At 61.4% G+C, this 15,959-nt stretch carries 13 protein-coding genes and 1 pseudogene; 8 read left to right on the forward strand and 6 right to left on the reverse strand.

Annotated features, from left to right (window positions below):
- Window positions 1-72: 72 nt before the first annotated feature.
- Window positions 73-513 (reverse strand): peptidoglycan-binding protein LysM, encoded by a 441-nt coding sequence (lysM, locus tag L9B60_RS10200; protein WP_249678367.1) that lies wholly within the window; start codon window positions 511-513, stop codon window positions 73-75.
- A 187-nt stretch (window positions 514-700) separates the two neighbouring features.
- Between lysM and fdhD the strand changes: the two genes are divergently transcribed.
- From fdhD to L9B60_RS10230, 6 genes are all read left to right on the forward strand, one after another.
- A complete protein-coding gene (fdhD, locus tag L9B60_RS10205; protein WP_249678368.1) occupies window positions 701-1,540 on the forward strand; it encodes a formate dehydrogenase accessory sulfurtransferase FdhD in 840 nt (279 codons plus the stop codon).
- Complete coding sequence (locus L9B60_RS10210; protein WP_249678369.1) at window positions 1,537-3,873, forward strand: FdhF/YdeP family oxidoreductase; 2,337 nt, start codon at window positions 1,537-1,539, stop codon at window positions 3,871-3,873. Before fdhD ends, L9B60_RS10210 begins: the two co-directional genes overlap by 4 nt.
- A 176-nt stretch (window positions 3,874-4,049) precedes the next feature.
- Entirely contained in the window at window positions 4,050-5,459 is a 1,410-nt protein-coding gene (locus L9B60_RS10215; RefSeq protein WP_249678370.1) for a porin, read from the forward strand.
- Between the two features lie 12 nt (window positions 5,460-5,471).
- Window positions 5,472-7,115 (forward strand): tannase/feruloyl esterase family alpha/beta hydrolase, encoded by a 1,644-nt coding sequence (locus L9B60_RS10220; RefSeq protein WP_249678371.1) that lies wholly within the window; start codon window positions 5,472-5,474, stop codon window positions 7,113-7,115.
- A 95-nt stretch (window positions 7,116-7,210) separates the two neighbouring features.
- A complete protein-coding gene (locus L9B60_RS10225) occupies window positions 7,211-8,095 on the forward strand; it encodes an AraC family transcriptional regulator (protein WP_249678372.1) in 885 nt (294 codons plus the stop codon).
- Between the two features lie 185 nt (window positions 8,096-8,280).
- The gene (locus L9B60_RS10230) at window positions 8,281-8,760 is read left to right on the forward strand and encodes a glycine zipper domain-containing protein (protein WP_249678373.1); all 480 of its coding nucleotides are present in this window, start codon (window positions 8,281-8,283) and stop codon (window positions 8,758-8,760) included.
- Window positions 8,761-8,844: 84 nt separating this feature from the next.
- Here the strand turns inward: L9B60_RS10230 and L9B60_RS10235 are convergent, their stop codons facing one another.
- Both L9B60_RS10235 and L9B60_RS10240 read right to left on the reverse strand, forming a co-directional pair.
- On the reverse strand, window positions 8,845-9,273 hold the full coding sequence (locus L9B60_RS10235) for an acyl-CoA thioesterase (protein WP_249678374.1): 429 nt from the start codon (window positions 9,271-9,273) through the stop codon (window positions 8,845-8,847).
- Between the two features lie 5 nt (window positions 9,274-9,278).
- Window positions 9,279-10,505 (reverse strand): 3-hydroxyacyl-CoA dehydrogenase, encoded by a 1,227-nt coding sequence (locus L9B60_RS10240; protein ID WP_249678375.1) that lies wholly within the window; start codon window positions 10,503-10,505, stop codon window positions 9,279-9,281.
- Between the two features lie 228 nt (window positions 10,506-10,733).
- On the opposite strand from L9B60_RS10240, the gene L9B60_RS10245 reads away from it, so the two are divergent.
- On the forward strand, window positions 10,734-11,807 hold the full coding sequence (locus L9B60_RS10245; RefSeq protein WP_249678376.1) for a S8 family peptidase: 1,074 nt from the start codon (window positions 10,734-10,736) through the stop codon (window positions 11,805-11,807).
- A gap of 107 nt (window positions 11,808-11,914) precedes the next feature.
- On the opposite strand, the pseudogene L9B60_RS10250 reads toward L9B60_RS10245, so the two are convergent.
- Together L9B60_RS10250 and hslO are read right to left on the reverse strand one after the other, a co-directional pair.
- Window positions 11,915-13,460, reverse strand: a pseudogene (locus L9B60_RS10250) (phosphoenolpyruvate carboxykinase).
- Between the two features lie 179 nt (window positions 13,461-13,639).
- Entirely contained in the window at window positions 13,640-14,539 is a 900-nt protein-coding gene (gene hslO, locus L9B60_RS10255) for an Hsp33 family molecular chaperone HslO (RefSeq protein ID WP_249678377.1), read from the reverse strand.
- A gap of 106 nt (window positions 14,540-14,645) precedes the next feature.
- Here hslO and L9B60_RS10260 point away from each other — a divergent pair, with 106 nt between their 5' ends.
- Window positions 14,646-15,443 carry a phosphatase PAP2 family protein gene (locus L9B60_RS10260; protein WP_249678378.1) on the forward strand — a complete coding sequence of 266 codons (798 nt, stop codon included), beginning with the start codon at window positions 14,646-14,648 and terminating at the stop codon, window positions 15,441-15,443.
- Here the strand turns inward: L9B60_RS10260 and L9B60_RS10265 are convergent, their stop codons facing one another.
- Window positions 15,444-15,845: an RNA-binding S4 domain-containing protein gene (locus L9B60_RS10265; protein ID WP_249678379.1), complete on the reverse strand. Its 402-nt coding sequence runs from the start codon at window positions 15,843-15,845 to the stop codon at window positions 15,444-15,446.
- Between the last annotated feature and the right edge of the window lie 114 nt (window positions 15,846-15,959).

Below are 15,959 nucleotides of genomic sequence, written 5' to 3' on the forward strand. Positions count from 1 at the left end.
AGTTTCGCGGATAAATCCGCTCCTGCGGGCCATGTAGGAGCGTATTTATCCGCGAAAAGCCCAACGCCTACCTCACTCCGGAACCCGCAACACCTGCCCTGGGTAAATCTTGTCCGGGCTGCTGAGCAATGGCTTGTTCGCCTCGAAAATCTTCTGATACTTGTTCGGGTCGCCATACTCGGCCTTGGAGATCGCGCTCAGGGTATCGCCCTTCTTCACCGTCACGAAACGCGCTACCGCAGCCACGGTCACCACGGTGATCTGGTCATCCACGGTACTGACGCCCACCACGTTGCCCAGGGCCAGCAGGATCTTCTCTTTTTCCTCTTGGGTATCCACCGTGCCGGTAGCCGTGACCTTGTCGCCGTCAACGGCAACCGAAACCTTGGAATTATCCAGGCCGACTTGCTTCACATGCTCTTTCAAGGACTCCGCAGCCTGCGCCGAATCGCTGCCCGTGAGGGCATTGAGCAGTTTTTCACCGGCTTCTTTTACAAAGCTTAAAAGACTCATGATTCATTCCTTCGTCGTTGTTATATGGAACTACGAAGTCTAGGCAATCCGGGATCCAGGCTCGGCTGATCCGACCAGTGACCCTTGGCGTGATCGACGCCATCTATCAATAGATCAGTACTAGCAATTAGACGGCACCTGCGCACAAGCCTAGGCTTAGGATTGGACCTACTGCCGGTACGACTCCATGAATACCAAGCGCCCGGCCTGCGCGGCACCTGCCCCAGCCTCAACTGCGCCGGCGGCCAGCCAGACCTACTCCTACAGCTCCCTTGCCCACGACGACCATGCCGATACTGCCTTGGCCGAAGAAGTGGCCCTGGCGATCGCCTACAACGGTATCAGCCAGGCGGTGATGCTGGTCAGCCCTACAGACCTTGAAGACTTTATCGTCGGTTTCAGCATCGGTAGCGGCATCATTGCCTCGGCCGACGAGATCTACGACATCAAGCTCAGCGGTCGTGGCTCGGCCCAGCAGGCCGAAGTGCAGATCGCCAGCCGGGCCTTCTGGAATCTCAAAACCCAGCGTCGCCAATTGGCCGGCACCAGCGGCTGCGGCCTGTGCGGCGTGGAAGCGGTGGAGCAGGCCCTGCCCGAATTAAACGCACTGCCCGGCGCCCCGCTGCCACCGGCGCACTGGCTGGAAGGCCTGCGCCAGCGCATCAGCGAATTCCAGCCGCTGGGCCAGCACTGCGGCGCGGTGCATGCGGCGGTGTTCATGAACGACCAGGGCGAACTGCTGCTGGGCCGCGAAGACATCGGCCGGCACAACGCTCTGGACAAGCTGATCGGTGCCTTGATCCGCCAGGCCATCGCGCTGGAGGGCGGCACTGCCATCGTCACCAGCCGCTGCAGCCTGGAACTGATCCAGAAAGTGCTGCGCGCCGGCATTCAGACGCTGGTCAGCTTGTCTGCCCCCACCGGCCTGGCCCTGCAATGGGCACGCCGGCACAACCTCAATCTTATCCACCTGCCGCAAAAAAGTGCGCCACGGGTGTATAGCCCCGCGTTGGAGAATAAAGCGTGAGTAATCACCACCAAGCCGACAAGACCCCTACCCCCCGCTACAAGCCTTACCGGGGTGCGGCAGGCGGCTGGGGCGCACTGATCAGCGTGACGCAAGCCTGGCTGACCAGCGATAACGCCCTGAAGAACATCCGCATGATGCTCAAGACCAACCAGAACGGCGGCTTCGACTGCCCGGGTTGCGCTTGGGGTGATTCGCCGGAAAGCGGCATGGTGAAGTTCTGCGAGAACGGCGCCAAGGCCGTCAACTGGGAAGCCACCAAGCGCCGTGTGGACGCGGCATTCTTTGCCAAACACAGCGTGACCGCCTTGCTGGAGCAGAGTGACTACTGGCTGGAGTACCAGGGCCGCCTGACCGAGCCGATGATGTACGACAGCGCCAGCGACCATTACCTGCCCGTTAGCTGGGACGCTGCCAATGCGTTGATTGCCCGCCACCTACAGAACCTGGACTCGCCGAACCAGGCCGAGTTCTACACCTCGGGCCGGGCCAGCAACGAAGCTGCCTACCTGTACCAATTATTTGTGCGCGCCTTTGGCAGCAACAACTTCCCCGACTGCTCCAACATGTGCCACGAGGCCAGCGGCGTGGCCTTGTCGCAGAGCGTGGGGGTGGGCAAGGGCACGGTGACGTTCGATGACTTCGAGCACGCCGACGCGATTTTTGTCTGGGGCCAAAACCCCGGCACCAACCACCCGCGCATGCTCGAACCACTGCGCGAAGCGGTGACCCGCGGCGCCCAGGTGGTGTGCATCAACCCGCTCAAAGAGCGCGGCCTGGAGCGCTTCCAGCACCCGCAGCACCCACTGGAAATGCTCACCAACGGCGACAAGCCGACCAACACGGCCTACTTCCGCCCGGCCTTGGGTGGCGACATGGCGATGATGCGCGGCATGGGCAAATTCCTGCTGCAGTGGGAACGCGAAGCCCAAGCCAACCATGCACCGTCGGTGTTTGACCACGCCTTCCTCAACGAACACACCCAGGGTGTGCTCGACTACCTGGCGCGTATCGATGACACCCCGTGGGAGCAGATCGTCGAGCAGTCGGGCCTGCCCCTGCACGAGATCGAGCAGGCCGCGCGCATGTACCTGAAGGCCGAAAAGGTCATCATGTGCTGGGCCATGGGCATTACCCAGCATCGCCATTCGGTGCCGACCATCCAGGAAATCGCCAACCTGATGCTGCTGCGCGGCAACATCGGCGTGCCAGGCGCCGGCTTGTGCCCAGTGCGCGGCCACAGCAACGTGCAGGGCGATCGCACCATGGGCATCAACGAACGCCCACCGGCGTTCCTGCTCGACGCCCTGGAAAAGCGCTTCCAGTTCGCCGTACCGCGTGACAACGGCCACAACACCGTGGAGGCCATCCACGCCATGCTCGAAGGCCGCGCCAAGGTGTTTATCGGCCTGGGCGGCAACTTTGCCCAAGCCACGCCAGACAGCACCCGCACCGCCGAGGCTTTGCGCCAGTGCGACCTGACCGTGCAGATCAGCACCAAGCTCAACCGCAGCCACTTGATCCATGGCAAGCAAGCACTGATTTTGCCGTGCCTGGGCCGCACCGACATCGACCTGCAAGCCGAAGGCCCGCAGGCTGTCACGGTGGAAGACTCGTTCAGCATGGTGCACGCCTCCAACGGCCAGTTGCAGCCGCTGTCCAGGCACATGCGCTCGGAGCCTGCGGTGATTGCCGGCATCGCCGCGGCCACCCTGGGCAAGCAGCCAGTGGACTGGGAATGGCTGGTGGCCGACTACAGCCGCATCCGCGACCTGATCGCCGACACCATTCCAGGCTTCAAGGACTTCAACCAGCGCCTGCAACACCCGGGTGGTTTCTACCTGGGCAGCAGCGCCGGCTCGCGTCGTTGGGTGACCGCCAGCGGGCGGGCCAACTTCAAGGCCAACGCCCTGCCTGCCGACCTGATCCATGAAAGCGTGCGTGCCACCGGCCAAACGCCGGACCTGATCATGCAGTCAATGCGCTCCCACGATCAGTACAACACCACCATTTATGGCCTGGACGACCGCTACCGTGGGGTCAAGGGCCAGCGTGACGTGCTGTTTGCCAACGAGGCCGACATCATCCGCCTGGGCTTCACGCCTGGGCAGAAAGCCGACCTGGTGTCGATCTGGGACGACGGTCGCGAGCGCCGCGTGAAGGGCTTCACCCTGCTGGCGTTCGACATCCCGGCCGGCCAGGCTGCCGCCTACTATCCGGAAGTGAACCCGCTGGTGCCGCTGGAAAGCGTGGGTGATGGCAGCCATACACCGACATCCAAATTCGTTGCCATTCGGCTGGAGCGCTCCACGGCGGCACTGCGAATCGCCTGACCTCTGCACGCGCACTCCCGCAAAAATAGTTAACAGCATGAACGATTCGGCCACGCATCACGCTTGCGTGGCCGAATTGTCCAATCCCACAGGCCGCCCTCCCCGTTAGCGTTGCCACTGCCCCCACCCGGGCCCGCAACTCTCATAAAAATAAGTACTTCGGGGAGCTTCGCCCAATGCCCAATTACCTGGATGGCGCAGCCGCGCGCCTGGCTGTTTTGATCGGCCTGAGCGGTGCGTGCACGCAGGCGTTCGCCCAACCACCGTCGCTGGAAGCGATGGCGCAACTGCTGCAAGCCCAGCAACAGCAGATCGCCGAGCAGAGCCGCTTGCTGCAACAATTGCAGCACGACCTTGCCCAAACCCGCGCCCAACAAAACGCAGCTGACACCCGCGAAGTGGTCGCCCAAACGCAGCAACAAGCCGAACAGAAAACCAAGGCTGATGCCCTGAAAATGGCACCGCCGGGCAGCCTGTCGTTTTCCCCAGCCGCCGACACCGTGTTCACCCTTTACGGTGGCGCCGACATGGGGCTGTTCTTCCAGCGCAACAACGGCGGCCCCAACCTGACCTACAAGCCCAACCGCAGCAACTATTTAGGTTTCATGGGCAACGCCGAAGGCTCACCCAACCTGGGCTTCCGAGCCCTGTACAAGTTGCGTGACGGCTGGACCGCCGGGTTGGATGCCAGTGGTGGCGTCACCTACTCCGGCACCACCTCCACCACCTACAGCCCGTTCAACAAGACCTTCAACCTGCAACTGGGCTCGCCCTACGGCAAGCTGATCGTTGGCGAGCAATACGACCCCGCCTGGCTGGCCTCGGTACGCGGCGACCCGCGTGACGGCAAGCAAACCTACGATGCCCTGGCAGCCGCCTGGAGCTTTGGCCAGGGCACCGGCACGCCGCAGTCCAACTTCAACCCTACCAACGCTTTTGGCTACCAGTTGAACATCGGCGCCCTGAGCATCGGCTTGCTCTACAAGCCCTCGACCAACGCCAACGCCACTGCCAGCGTGCCGTTCGACGACAACCATTCGGTCGGCCAGCAACAGTCGCTTGGCCTGGTATATGACGATGGTAAATGGCTGCTGAGCGCCGCCTACCTGCAAAAATGGGGCTCGACCACCGCCGTGCATGGCCGCGACGTGCGCAACTGGACACTGGGCGTGGGCCGCCATATTGGCGACGTGCTGGTGCGGGCCGGGGTCAGCGATGTCGACTTGCCCTATGGCGTGCGTGGCTCACCACTGGGCACCGCCACCAGCCCATGGCCGAACATCACCGACGCCCAGGAAATATTGATGGGTTATGCAGGTGCAAAATGGAATCTGAACCCTGCCAATGTCATGGACCTCACCTACTCCTATTCCTATGACCGCCTGAACCATCAAAACAACACGCAAATGCTGGTGCTGGGCAATGACTACAGCATTACCCGCAACCTGACGTTCTTCGTCAGCGGCGCCCTGATCAAGGCCGGTGATCAAGCCAACCCTCTTACAGCGAGCACCAGCCCCGGCAACGTCGCCGCCCCTGGCACGTTGTCATTCAGCTCTTCCACAGGCCTGCGCCTGCGTTTTTAAAGGATGTTGAACATGAAGCCCATCGCTCTGTTTTCTTCAATGGCCCTGCTTGGCCTTTCCTGCTCGGCACTGGCGGCACCGGATGCCGCCAGCTGTGCAAACCTGGCCGGGCTGAGCCTGGCACAGTTGCACATCACCGAAGCGCGCTGGGTGCAAAGCGAATCGCCCACCAGCCTGCAAACCACCCAACCGCTGCCTGCCCATTGCCTGGTAAGGGGCGAGTTGCAAGCACGTGAGGGCGTGCCGGCTGCGGGAGGGCCGGCCCACTATGGCATTCACTTCGAGTTGCGCATGCCGCTGCAATGGGCCCGTCGGTTGTATTACGAGGGGGGTGGCGGCAGCAATGGCGTGGTGGCCGAGGCGGTGGGCCACGTGCCCTCGCTGAAGAACGGCCCAGGCTATGTGCCCGCCTTGTACCGCGGCTTTGCCGTGGTGACTTCCGACTCAGGCCACTCCGCCGCGCAGAACCCAGGGTTCGGCACAGACCCACAAGCGCGCGTGGACTACGGTTATGCCTCGATTGGCAAGGTGACGGCCGTCGCCCGCTCGCTGATCAAGGCGTTCTACACCCAAGACCCTCGCTGGTCGTATTTCGCCGGTTGCTCTAAAGGTGGCCAGGAAGCCCTGCAGGCCATGCAACGCTACGGCAACCTGTTCGACGGTATCGTCGCCGGCGCCCCAGGCTACCGCCTGCCACGCGCCGCGCTGGCCGAAGCCTGGGACAGCCAGACCCTCGCGGCCCTGGCCCCGAAAGATGCGAACGGGCAGGCGCAACTGGACAAGGCTTTCTCCGACAACGACCTGGCGTTGGTCGCCAACGCGGTGATCAAGCAATGTGCCGGCGATGACGGTACCGCTGACTCATTGATCGTCGCCCCGCAACGTTGCAGCTTCGACCCGGCCAGCCTGCAGTGCACGGGTGGCAACGCCTCCGCCTGCCTGAGCGGTGCGCAGGTCGAGGGCCTCAAGCGTATTTTCGCAGGCCCCAAGGACGCAGCCGGCAAGCCGCTGTACAACCACTGGCTGTACGACAGCGGCATCGCCAGTGCAGGGTGGCGCGCCTGGAAACTGGGCAGTGCCGGCAAGCCCGCATTGAACCTGACCTTGGGCGGTGGCTCGCTGAACCATGTGTTTATGACGCCACCCCCTGCCCAGTTCGATATCTTGACCGCGCCCATGGCAAGCATCGCCAGCGGCATCGCCGCACGCACCGCGCAATACCCGCAATCGGCGCTGGATTTCATGGAAGCCGCCAGCACCGAACTCAGCGCTTTCCATGCGCGTAAGGGCAAGTTGATCCTGTACCACGGCGTCAGCGACCCGGTGTTTTCCGCGCAGGACACCATCGACTACTACCAACGCCTGCAACAACGCTACGGGGCAGGCACCCACGACTTTGCCCGGCTGTTCCTGGTGCCTGGCATGAACCACTGCGGTGGTGGCGATTACGCCCTGGACACCTTCGACACCCTGGACCCCATCATCGATTGGGTAGAGCACCAGAAGGCACCCAAAAGCCTGACTGCATCGGCAGGGCCAAGCGCCGGCCAACACCTCAAGCCCGGGCTCACCCGGCCACTATGCCCCTTCCCAAGCGCGGCGCAATACCGGGGCCAAGGCGACCCGGACCAGGCCAGCAGTTTCGATTGCCGTTGAGCCACGAGCAGCCTGAGTTTGCCGATTGCGCGGGCGGACGATATAGTTAATCAACATAACAATATCGCCGCCCAGCAGGGCGAGGGCAGCGCACCATGCTCAAACCCGGAAAGCATCCGCAAGATCTGTACAAGCAAGACCAGCCGCCCACCTTCAATGTCACCAGCCAGGCCGTTGGATGGAAGGGCGCGTTTTTTGCCGATGTACGCGGGCGCGCTCATGGCATTACCGACCACGGCCATGTCCATGTGTGCCTGCAATGGTTTGACGCGCCGCGCCATCAGCGCAAGACAGGCTCATCGGCGACCTGGGAAGCACTCGCGCCCGGCCTGCGCATCTGGCTGCCAGGTGATGAGCAGCGCTTTGAAACCTGCGGCGTCTCCAACAATCGGTTCTTGTTCGTGGAGCGCGGGCGCGTAGAGCAAATCATGGACAGCCGCTGGCAACCGCAGGCCTTCGAGCGCCATCGCGGGCGCATGGCTCACAATGCCATGGCTGAGCATTTGCTGGCGGCGATGTCTCAGGACTTGTACGCCGGTAGCCCGGCCGGGGCCCTGGTTGGCGATTCGCTGATCACGGCGCTGATTGCCAGCGTGTGTGCAGGCCATGCCCAACCCGATGGCGAAAGTCTGCGGGCGAAGTTGTCGCAACGGGAAATCAGCTTGCTGCGCGAATATGTCGACGAGGGGCTCGATCAACGCATCTCGCTGGACGACCTGGCGGCCTTGGTCAACCTCAGCCAGCGACACTTTCGCCGCCTGCTGCACGCCACCTTGGCCTTGAGCCCGCATCAATTTGTGACGGCGCAGCGCCTGGAGCGCGCGCGGCAACTGATCACAGACAGCCGCGCCGCGCTGGCGGAGATCGCCGCTGCCACCGGGTTTGCCGACCAGAGCCATATGAGCAGGAGTTTCCAGCGCACTTTCGGTATCGCGCCGTCACACTATCGCGAACAAAATAAAGTATCGAAAAGTGCCTAATTACCCGGCATACACACAGATAAAAGCGTCTGGCGATATATAAAGACCGCACAAAACTCAGTAAGTTTCATACTGATAACAATGACTTATCAAATTGTGTACAAGTCGTGTTATTCGTCGGTTTTACATTGTCAGAGTGCTTACAGAACCTGATGATCGCGCCGTCATCCCACTGAGACTCTTATATGAAGTATGCCTCTATTCTGTTGTTGTCCCTGAGCCTGGCCAGCGGCTTCGCCTCTGCAGGCGGTACTGCCGAAGCCGGTATAGGCGGCGCATTGGGTGGGGTTCTGGGTGCGGCAGTCGGCCAGCAGCTCGGCGGCAGCACCGGCTCTGCCATTGGTGCAGGCCTGGGTGGCGCCGGTGGCGCGGCGGTGGGCGCCGACCGCCACAGCCGTGGCCAAGCAGCCATTGGTGGCGGCCTGGGTGCTGCGGGCGGCAACGTCTTGGGCCGCAGCCTGGGCGGCGGTACCGGCAGCCTGATCGGCTCGGCGGCTGGCGGTGGTGCCGGCGGCGCGCTGGGCAATTACATGGGCAATGAGAGCAACCGTGAAGCGCATAACTCGCGTGGCTATGACGACCGCCGCGGTTACCGCCATGACCGCCGGCCACCGCCGCGTCATTGGGACCATCGCCGCCATGATCGCCACTGGCGTCATCGTTGATGTGTAGGCTGGCTTTATCGTTATAAAAAACGCCGCGGTGTATCAAATACACCGCGGCGTTTTTGTTCGCGAATCAATCCGCTCCTACTCGAGTTTTTGCAGCGCGCCACGCAGTGAAGTTGGGATGGTCACGGGCTGATTGGTTGCACGATCCACGAACACATGCACGAAGCGCCCCGCCGCGCAGGCATCCGCTTCGCCGGCCTTGAACACCGCCAACTCGTACTGCACCGAACTGTTACCGAGCTTTCCCACCCGCAGGCCAATTTCGATGCGCTCGGGGAAGGCGATGGACGCGAAGTAGTCGCACGATGAACTGACGACGAAACCCACCACCTCACCGCCATGGATATCCAGGCCACCCTGCTCGATCAGGTAGGTGTTCACCGCCGTGTCGAAAAAGCTGTAGTACGTCACGTTATTCACGTGCCCGTACACATCGTTGTCGTGCCAACGGGTGATGATCGGCTGGAAATGCCGGTAATCCTCGCGCTGGGGCATCCGTTCAGTCATTCGCTTCAAGCCTCTGCAAAGGTCTTGCCCTCGCGGGCCAGGCGGCTGATCAGTTCAGCCGGCTGCCAATGCTCACCCAGGCGCGCCTTGAGGTCCAGCAGGCGTTTCTCGATCTCGGCCAGGCCTTGATGGCTGGCCCAGGTCATGGGGCCGCCACCGGCTTGTGGGAAGCCATAACCGTTGAGGTAGACCAAGTCGATATCGTGGGCGGATTCGGCAATGTGCTCCTGGAGGATTTTCGCTCCCTCGTTCACCAAGGCCAGCAGGCAGCGCTCGACGATCTCTTCAGCGCCGATGGCCCGGCGATCATAGCCAAGCCCGTGGCTGACGCCGACGATCAGTGCATCCACCTCTTGGTCATGCTCGGCCTGACGGCTGTCGGGCTCGTAATGGTAGTAGCCATCGCCACTCTTCTGGCCGAAACGCCCCATCTCGCACAGGCGGTTGTCTACCTGCACGTCGGGCTCGTCCATGCCCTGACCGGACAGTTGGCGTGCGCGCCAGCCCAGGTCGATGCCCACCACATCGAACATACGAAATGGCCCCATGGCGAAGCCAAAGCCCTGCAACGCGCCATCCACTTCGAATGGGAACGAGCCCTCCAGCAGCATCATCCGCGCTTCGTGCACATAGGTATTGAGCATGCGGTTGCCGATAAAACCATGGCAGTTGCCCGACACCACGCTGACCTTGCCCATGCGCTCGCCCAGCGCCAACCCGGCCTTGAGCACGTCTGGCGAAGTCTTGGCGCCGCGCACCACTTCCAGCAGCTTCATGATGTGCGCCGGGCTGAAGAAATGCAGGCCCAGTACCTGCTCGGGCCGACGGGTGACCGCGGCGATGGCATCGATATCCAATGCCGAGGTATTGCTGGCCAGTATCGCTTCGGGCTTGAGCAAACGGTCCAGTTCGCGAAAAATCTGCTGCTTGAGTTCAAGATTTTCGTAAACGGCCTCGATCACCAGGTCCACATCGTGGATCGCGGCATAGTCGGCCACCTTGGTGATGCGTGCCAGGCGCCGCGCTGCCTCGGCGTCATCGATGCGCCCCTGGTCGACATTGCGCGCATAGGTGTGCCCGACGATCTCCAGCGCCTGGTTGAGCATTTGCGGGTTGGTGTCCATCCACTTCACCTGGATGCCCGCCGTGGCCAGGCACATCACGATGCCGCGGCCCATGGTACCGGCACCGATGACGGCGGCACGCTGGATGTCGAAGGGGGTCTGGCTCATTGCGAATCCTCTTTAACAGGTTACGAAGCGTTGCCTGAACCATAGAACAGCCGGCCGGGGATTTGAACTTTATTAGCGTGATAGCGCGCATTCAGCAGGTGAATCCGGGGGCACAAATGGATACATACCTGTGCTTTGCAACGGTAAGCAATCAGCGATAGTCGTACCTGCCAAAGGCACCCCGGCAGGAGCTCGGGGTGCGGAGTTATGCACGCCAAGGAGCCTCGAATGCCACGCACTATCGCTTTATCCATCATCCGCCACGGCAGCCTGCTGGGCTTGGTCGCCGCGCTATCGGGCTGTGCCGCGAACGCTGACACCTACACCCTGGACGCCCGGCGCGCCCCCTTCGAAACCCCGGAATACCTGGCTCAAAAGGCCCTCCCATTGGTCAAGGCCTCGTCCCTCTACGCCCGTGGTGGTACCGGCAAAGGTATCGTCGTGGGCTTGATCGACTCAGGCCTGAACGCTGAACTGGATGCCTTCACCGGGCGTGTCGCCGACCCCGGCTACGACCATGTACGCAACACCGCTGGCACGCTCGACCCCAAAGGCCACGGCACGCAAATGGCCGGTATTCTGGCGGCCAACAAAAACGGATTGGGCATGCATGGCATTGCCTATGACGCCCAAATGATCCCAATGCGCTTCGGGGACGACAACGAGCCGTTTTTCTTTGATGAAGAGATCGCCCAGTCTTGGCGATTTGCGTTCGACAAGGGTGCGAAAATTCTGAGTAACTCGTGGGCAAACGCAATCCCAGCGACGGAGATCACCGAAGCGCGCTACAACCAGGTCATGGAAGCCTCCCTCAAGGAAGCTCGCGCCCTGGTCGAAAAAGGCGCCGTGTTTGTGTTTCCCACGGGCAATGAACTCAAGCGCGAGCCCTTGGCCGAACCCGGCCTGCCGCTCGCCGTGCCGGAGCTGGAAAAAGGCTGGATCGCCGTTGTCGCGCTGAAAAACGACGGCACTGTCATCAACGCAAAATCCAACTACTGCGGGGTGGCAAGGCGCTGGTGCATCGCCGTGCCAGGTGGTGACGGCGGCGTGGGCAATGGCTTGCTGACCACGGGCACGGATGGCAATTTCCTGGAAACCGCCGGCACTTCGCCTGCGACCGCCCTGGTCGCCGGAGCACTGGCGGCGCTACAAAGCCGCTACCCGCAAATGAGCCCGCAGGAAATTCGCGAGCTGCTGCTGAGTACTACCAACCGCAGCGGGATTTACGCCAACAGCGAGGCCTACGGCCGGGGGTTGATGGATTTGGAGGCGGCGTCACGGATGACACCGATCGGCCTGTAGGCGCGGTGCCCCGGTCTAATCCGAGAAATGGCCAACACTGTTTTGTAAACCTAACGCCCATGAAAAAGCCGCCCCTGAGGGCGGCTCCTTTGAACGCGGTACGCAGCTTACAGCTGCGGGCCAGCGTTCTTGATGCCTTCGGAAACTTCAAACTTCTTGAAGTTCTCGATGAACAGCTTGGCCAGGCCCTTGGCTGCTTCATCGTAGGCAGCTTTGTCAGCCCAGGTGTTGCGTGGGTTGAGCAGGCCAGTTTCAACGCCTGGCACGACTTTCGGCACGCTCAGGTTGATGATGTCCAGGTGCTCGGTTTCGGTACCGATCAGAGCGCCGCTCTGGATGGCAGCAATCACGCCACGGGTGGTCGGGATGTTGAAACGCTTGCCCACGCCGTAGCCACCGCCGGTCCAGCCGGTGTTAACCAGGTAGACCTTGGAGTTGAAACCACGGATGCGCTTGATCAGCAGTTCAGCGTATTCGCCAGCCGGGCGCGGGAAGAACGGTGCGCCGAAGCAGGTGGAGAAAGTCGACTTGATGCCCGAGCCCGAACCCATTTCGGTGGAACCAACCAGTGCGGTGTAACCCGACAGGAAGTGGTAGGCGGCTTGCTCTTCGGTGAGGATCGAGACTGGCGGCAGTACGCCGGTCAGGTCGCAGGTCAGGAAGATCACGGCGTTTGGCTCGCCACCGAGGTTTTTCGGTGCGCGTTTTTCGATCAGCTCGCGCGGGTAGGCCGCACGGCTGTTCTGGGTCAGGCTGTCATCGGCGTAGTCGGCCTTCTTGGTGACCGGGTCCAGGACCACGTTCTCCAGTACCGCGCCGTGCTGGATGGCTTTCCAGATGACCGGCTCGTTCTTCTCGGACAAGTCGATGCACTTGGCGTAGCAGCCGCCTTCGATGTTGAAGACAACGCCTTCGCCCCAGCCGTGTTCGTCGTCACCGATCAGGTAACGGCTTTCGTCGGCCGACAGGGTGGTCTTGCCAGTGCCCGACAGGCCGAAGAACAGGGTGACGTCGCCGTCTTCGCCCATGTTCGCCGCGCAGTGCATCGGCAACACGTCGGCCGCCGGCAGCAGGAAGTTCTGGACCGAGAACAGGGCTTTTTTCATTTCGCCGGCGTAACGCATGCCAGCGATCAGCACTTTCTTGGCCGCGAAATTGATGATCACGGTGCCATCGGAGTTGGTGCCGTCACGCTCTGGCTCACACACGAACCAAGGGGCGGTTGAGGATCTGCCACTCTTGCTTGGCGCCTTCGTTGTACTGCTCAGGGTTGATGAACAGGCAACGGCCGAACAGGTTGTGCCAGGCCGTCTCGGTGGTCATCTTGACCGCCAGGTAGTGCGCTGGATCAGACCCTACGTGAACGTGGGAAACAAACCGCTCGCGCTCGCCCAGGTAGGCTTCGACGCGGTTCCACAGGGCGTCGAACTTGTCGGCCGGGAACTTGCGGTTGATCGGGCCCCAGGCGATGGCGGCCTGGGTGGACGGTTCTTCAACAATGAAGCGATCGACTGGCGAACGACCGGTACGGTGACCGGTTTTCACGACCAGCGCGCCAGTATCGGCAAGCTCGCCTTCACCGCGATTAAGGGCTTCTTGTACCAGCTCATCGATGCTCAGATCGGTGTACACGGTGTTTTTAGCTTGCGTCATGAGGTTCCCCGTCGGCCAAGGGCCGAGTGCTCCAAACGTTTTTGTAGTAGGTCGTGAAAAACTACTACCGCGAAAAATTGGCCCGGATTATGCCAGAACCGATCAGAAAAAGTAGGGCCCTCCTGTCGAAACGGCGATATACCGGCGGTCAATTCTTAACTTGGCAGTGCTAAATCCTTTCAGTGACGAGTATCTGACGGGCTCTCCACTCCGCCACTGGCAAACAACTGCGTGACATCGGCGCTGTCGAACAGGTAGCGCTGGTTGCAGAACTGGCAATCGATCTCTACGTTGCCGCCATGTTCGATCAGCAATTGCTGGGCATCGTCCTCGCCCAGGCTGACCAGTGCGCGGGCCGAGCGCTCGCGCGAACAGCTGCAACGGAAACACAGCGGCTGGATGTCGAACACCCGCACGGCTTCATCGTGGTAAAGGCGGTGCAAAACGGTTTCGTTGTTCAAGCTCAGCAGTTCTTCTGCCGTCAGCGTGCCAGCCAAGGTCGTGACGTGCTGCCAGTTACCATCACGTTCTTCTTCATCCTTGATCACTGACGCTGGCAATTGCTGCAACAGCAAGCCGCGTGCCCGAGTGCCATCGGCCTTCAGCCAGAATTTGGTGCCCAACTGCTCGGACATGACGAAATAATTGGTAAAGCAGGTTGCCAGGTCTGCGCCGTCGAGCTCGACGATGCCTTGGTAGCGCTGGCCATTGGTCGGGTCTATGGTCATGGCAAGCACGCCGTTGGGCATCAGCTCCTGAAGGCCGGCGTCGGCGCTGATGTTGGCGTCGTAACGGGCCAGGCCGCGGATCTCGCGCTCGCTGGAACACTCCACCATCAACATCGGCACCGGGCCATCGGAACGCGCTTGCAAGATCAGCAAGCCGTCGAACTTCAGGGTGCCGACCAGCAAGGCCGCCGCCGCCATGAACTCACCCAGCAGCTCGGCGACCGGCTGCGGGTAGGGGTGCTTGGCCAACACTTCGGCGTAGCTGCGCTCAAGGGCCACCAATTCACCGCGGACGTCGCTGTCGTCGAAGATGAAACGTTGGGTGTAATCGCTATCTGGCAAGTCGGACATATATCTCGGTATCTAGTTTGATGACAAAATGTGTACATGCGCTTATAAAGCGTCACTTTTTCAAGCACCGGCTTGGTGCGTTTCGCTCTGTCGAAAGGGGTATCTTATGAACAATTGCGTGCTGTTCCAAGGGAAGTGGAACCTGCGTGGCCTGCTGCTATGTAATCTAATACCGATCGCGATGCTGTGTTTCTGGTTGTGGCCCGCAGGGCACGCTTTGTGCGTGACATTCGACGAATGGCTGTTTCACACCCTCAATGCCCCCCTGGCGACCAATGCAGTGTGGCGCGGCATTTTCACCGTCGCCAGCATGCGCCCTTTCGATATCGTCGTGGGCCTGGTGCTGCTGTTCTTGCTGATCCGCGGCAATTGGATATTCAAGGCCGTGCAGGTACGCCAGGCCTTTTTCGGCTTTATCGCCACGCTTATCCTCTTATTGGTGATTCGCGCGCTGTTTTCCAAGCTCTGTGATGCAATGAATTGGCAACATGACAGCATTTCGTTGGTGGTGAAGGATGCCGTTCACCTCAGCGACCTGTACCCGAACCTGGACAAACACGTGCAAATCAAGGACGCCTCCAGCCAAAGCTTCCCGGGCGACCATGCTTCGGTGCTGCTGATCTGGGCCATGTTCATGGGCGTATTCGCCACCCGCTTCGGCCAGTACCTGACGATCTGGGGCCTGGCGGTACTGTTCAGCCTGCCACGCCTGGTGGCTGGCGCGCACTGGGGCCAGGACGACTACATAGGCGGCGTATTGATGGCCCTGCTGGCCTTGGGCTGGAGCTACTACACCCCTTTCGCAGCCATCGCCTCGAACTGGCTGGTACGGGTTACCCAGCCGATTTTCGCACTGCTGCAACGTCTGCCGCTGATCAACCGCCTGAGTATCGTCAGCGCCTGATCACTCGCCGGCACCGTGAAACTGATGGAGTTGCCGACGCTGTTTCTTGGTCGGCCGCCCATCGGTAGTCACGCCCAGCGAGCCTGCCTTGCGCATGGCCGCAGCCGCCTCGCGCTTGGCAATGCTGGCCTCGGTCTCGGCGTAGAGCAACTGCGCCTCCGGCGCCCCGCGGCGCACGATCGATAGTGCCTTGACCACCACCGTGCGCTCATCGAAGCCTGCACGAACCTCGAACTCATCACCCAGGCGCGGCTCCTTGCCAGGTTTGCAGCGCTCGCCCCGGCAATGCACCTTGCCGCTTTCTATCGCCGCCTTGGCCAGCGCGCGGGTTTTATAGAAGCGCGCCGCCCACAACCATTTATCAAGACGAACCTTGTCGTCCTCTTCCTGTTTTTGCGCCACAGGAATCCCTCACTCAGAAATTTAATGGAACTGTACTACCGTCACTGACGGATGCAAGGAAGCTGCGCTTGGCTTTACAGTGACAGGCGTGAATACTCCCGCCTGCTTTCACAG

Source organism: Pseudomonas abieticivorans (assembly GCF_023509015.1).
Classification (GTDB): domain Bacteria; phylum Pseudomonadota; class Gammaproteobacteria; order Pseudomonadales; family Pseudomonadaceae; genus Aquipseudomonas; species Aquipseudomonas abieticivorans.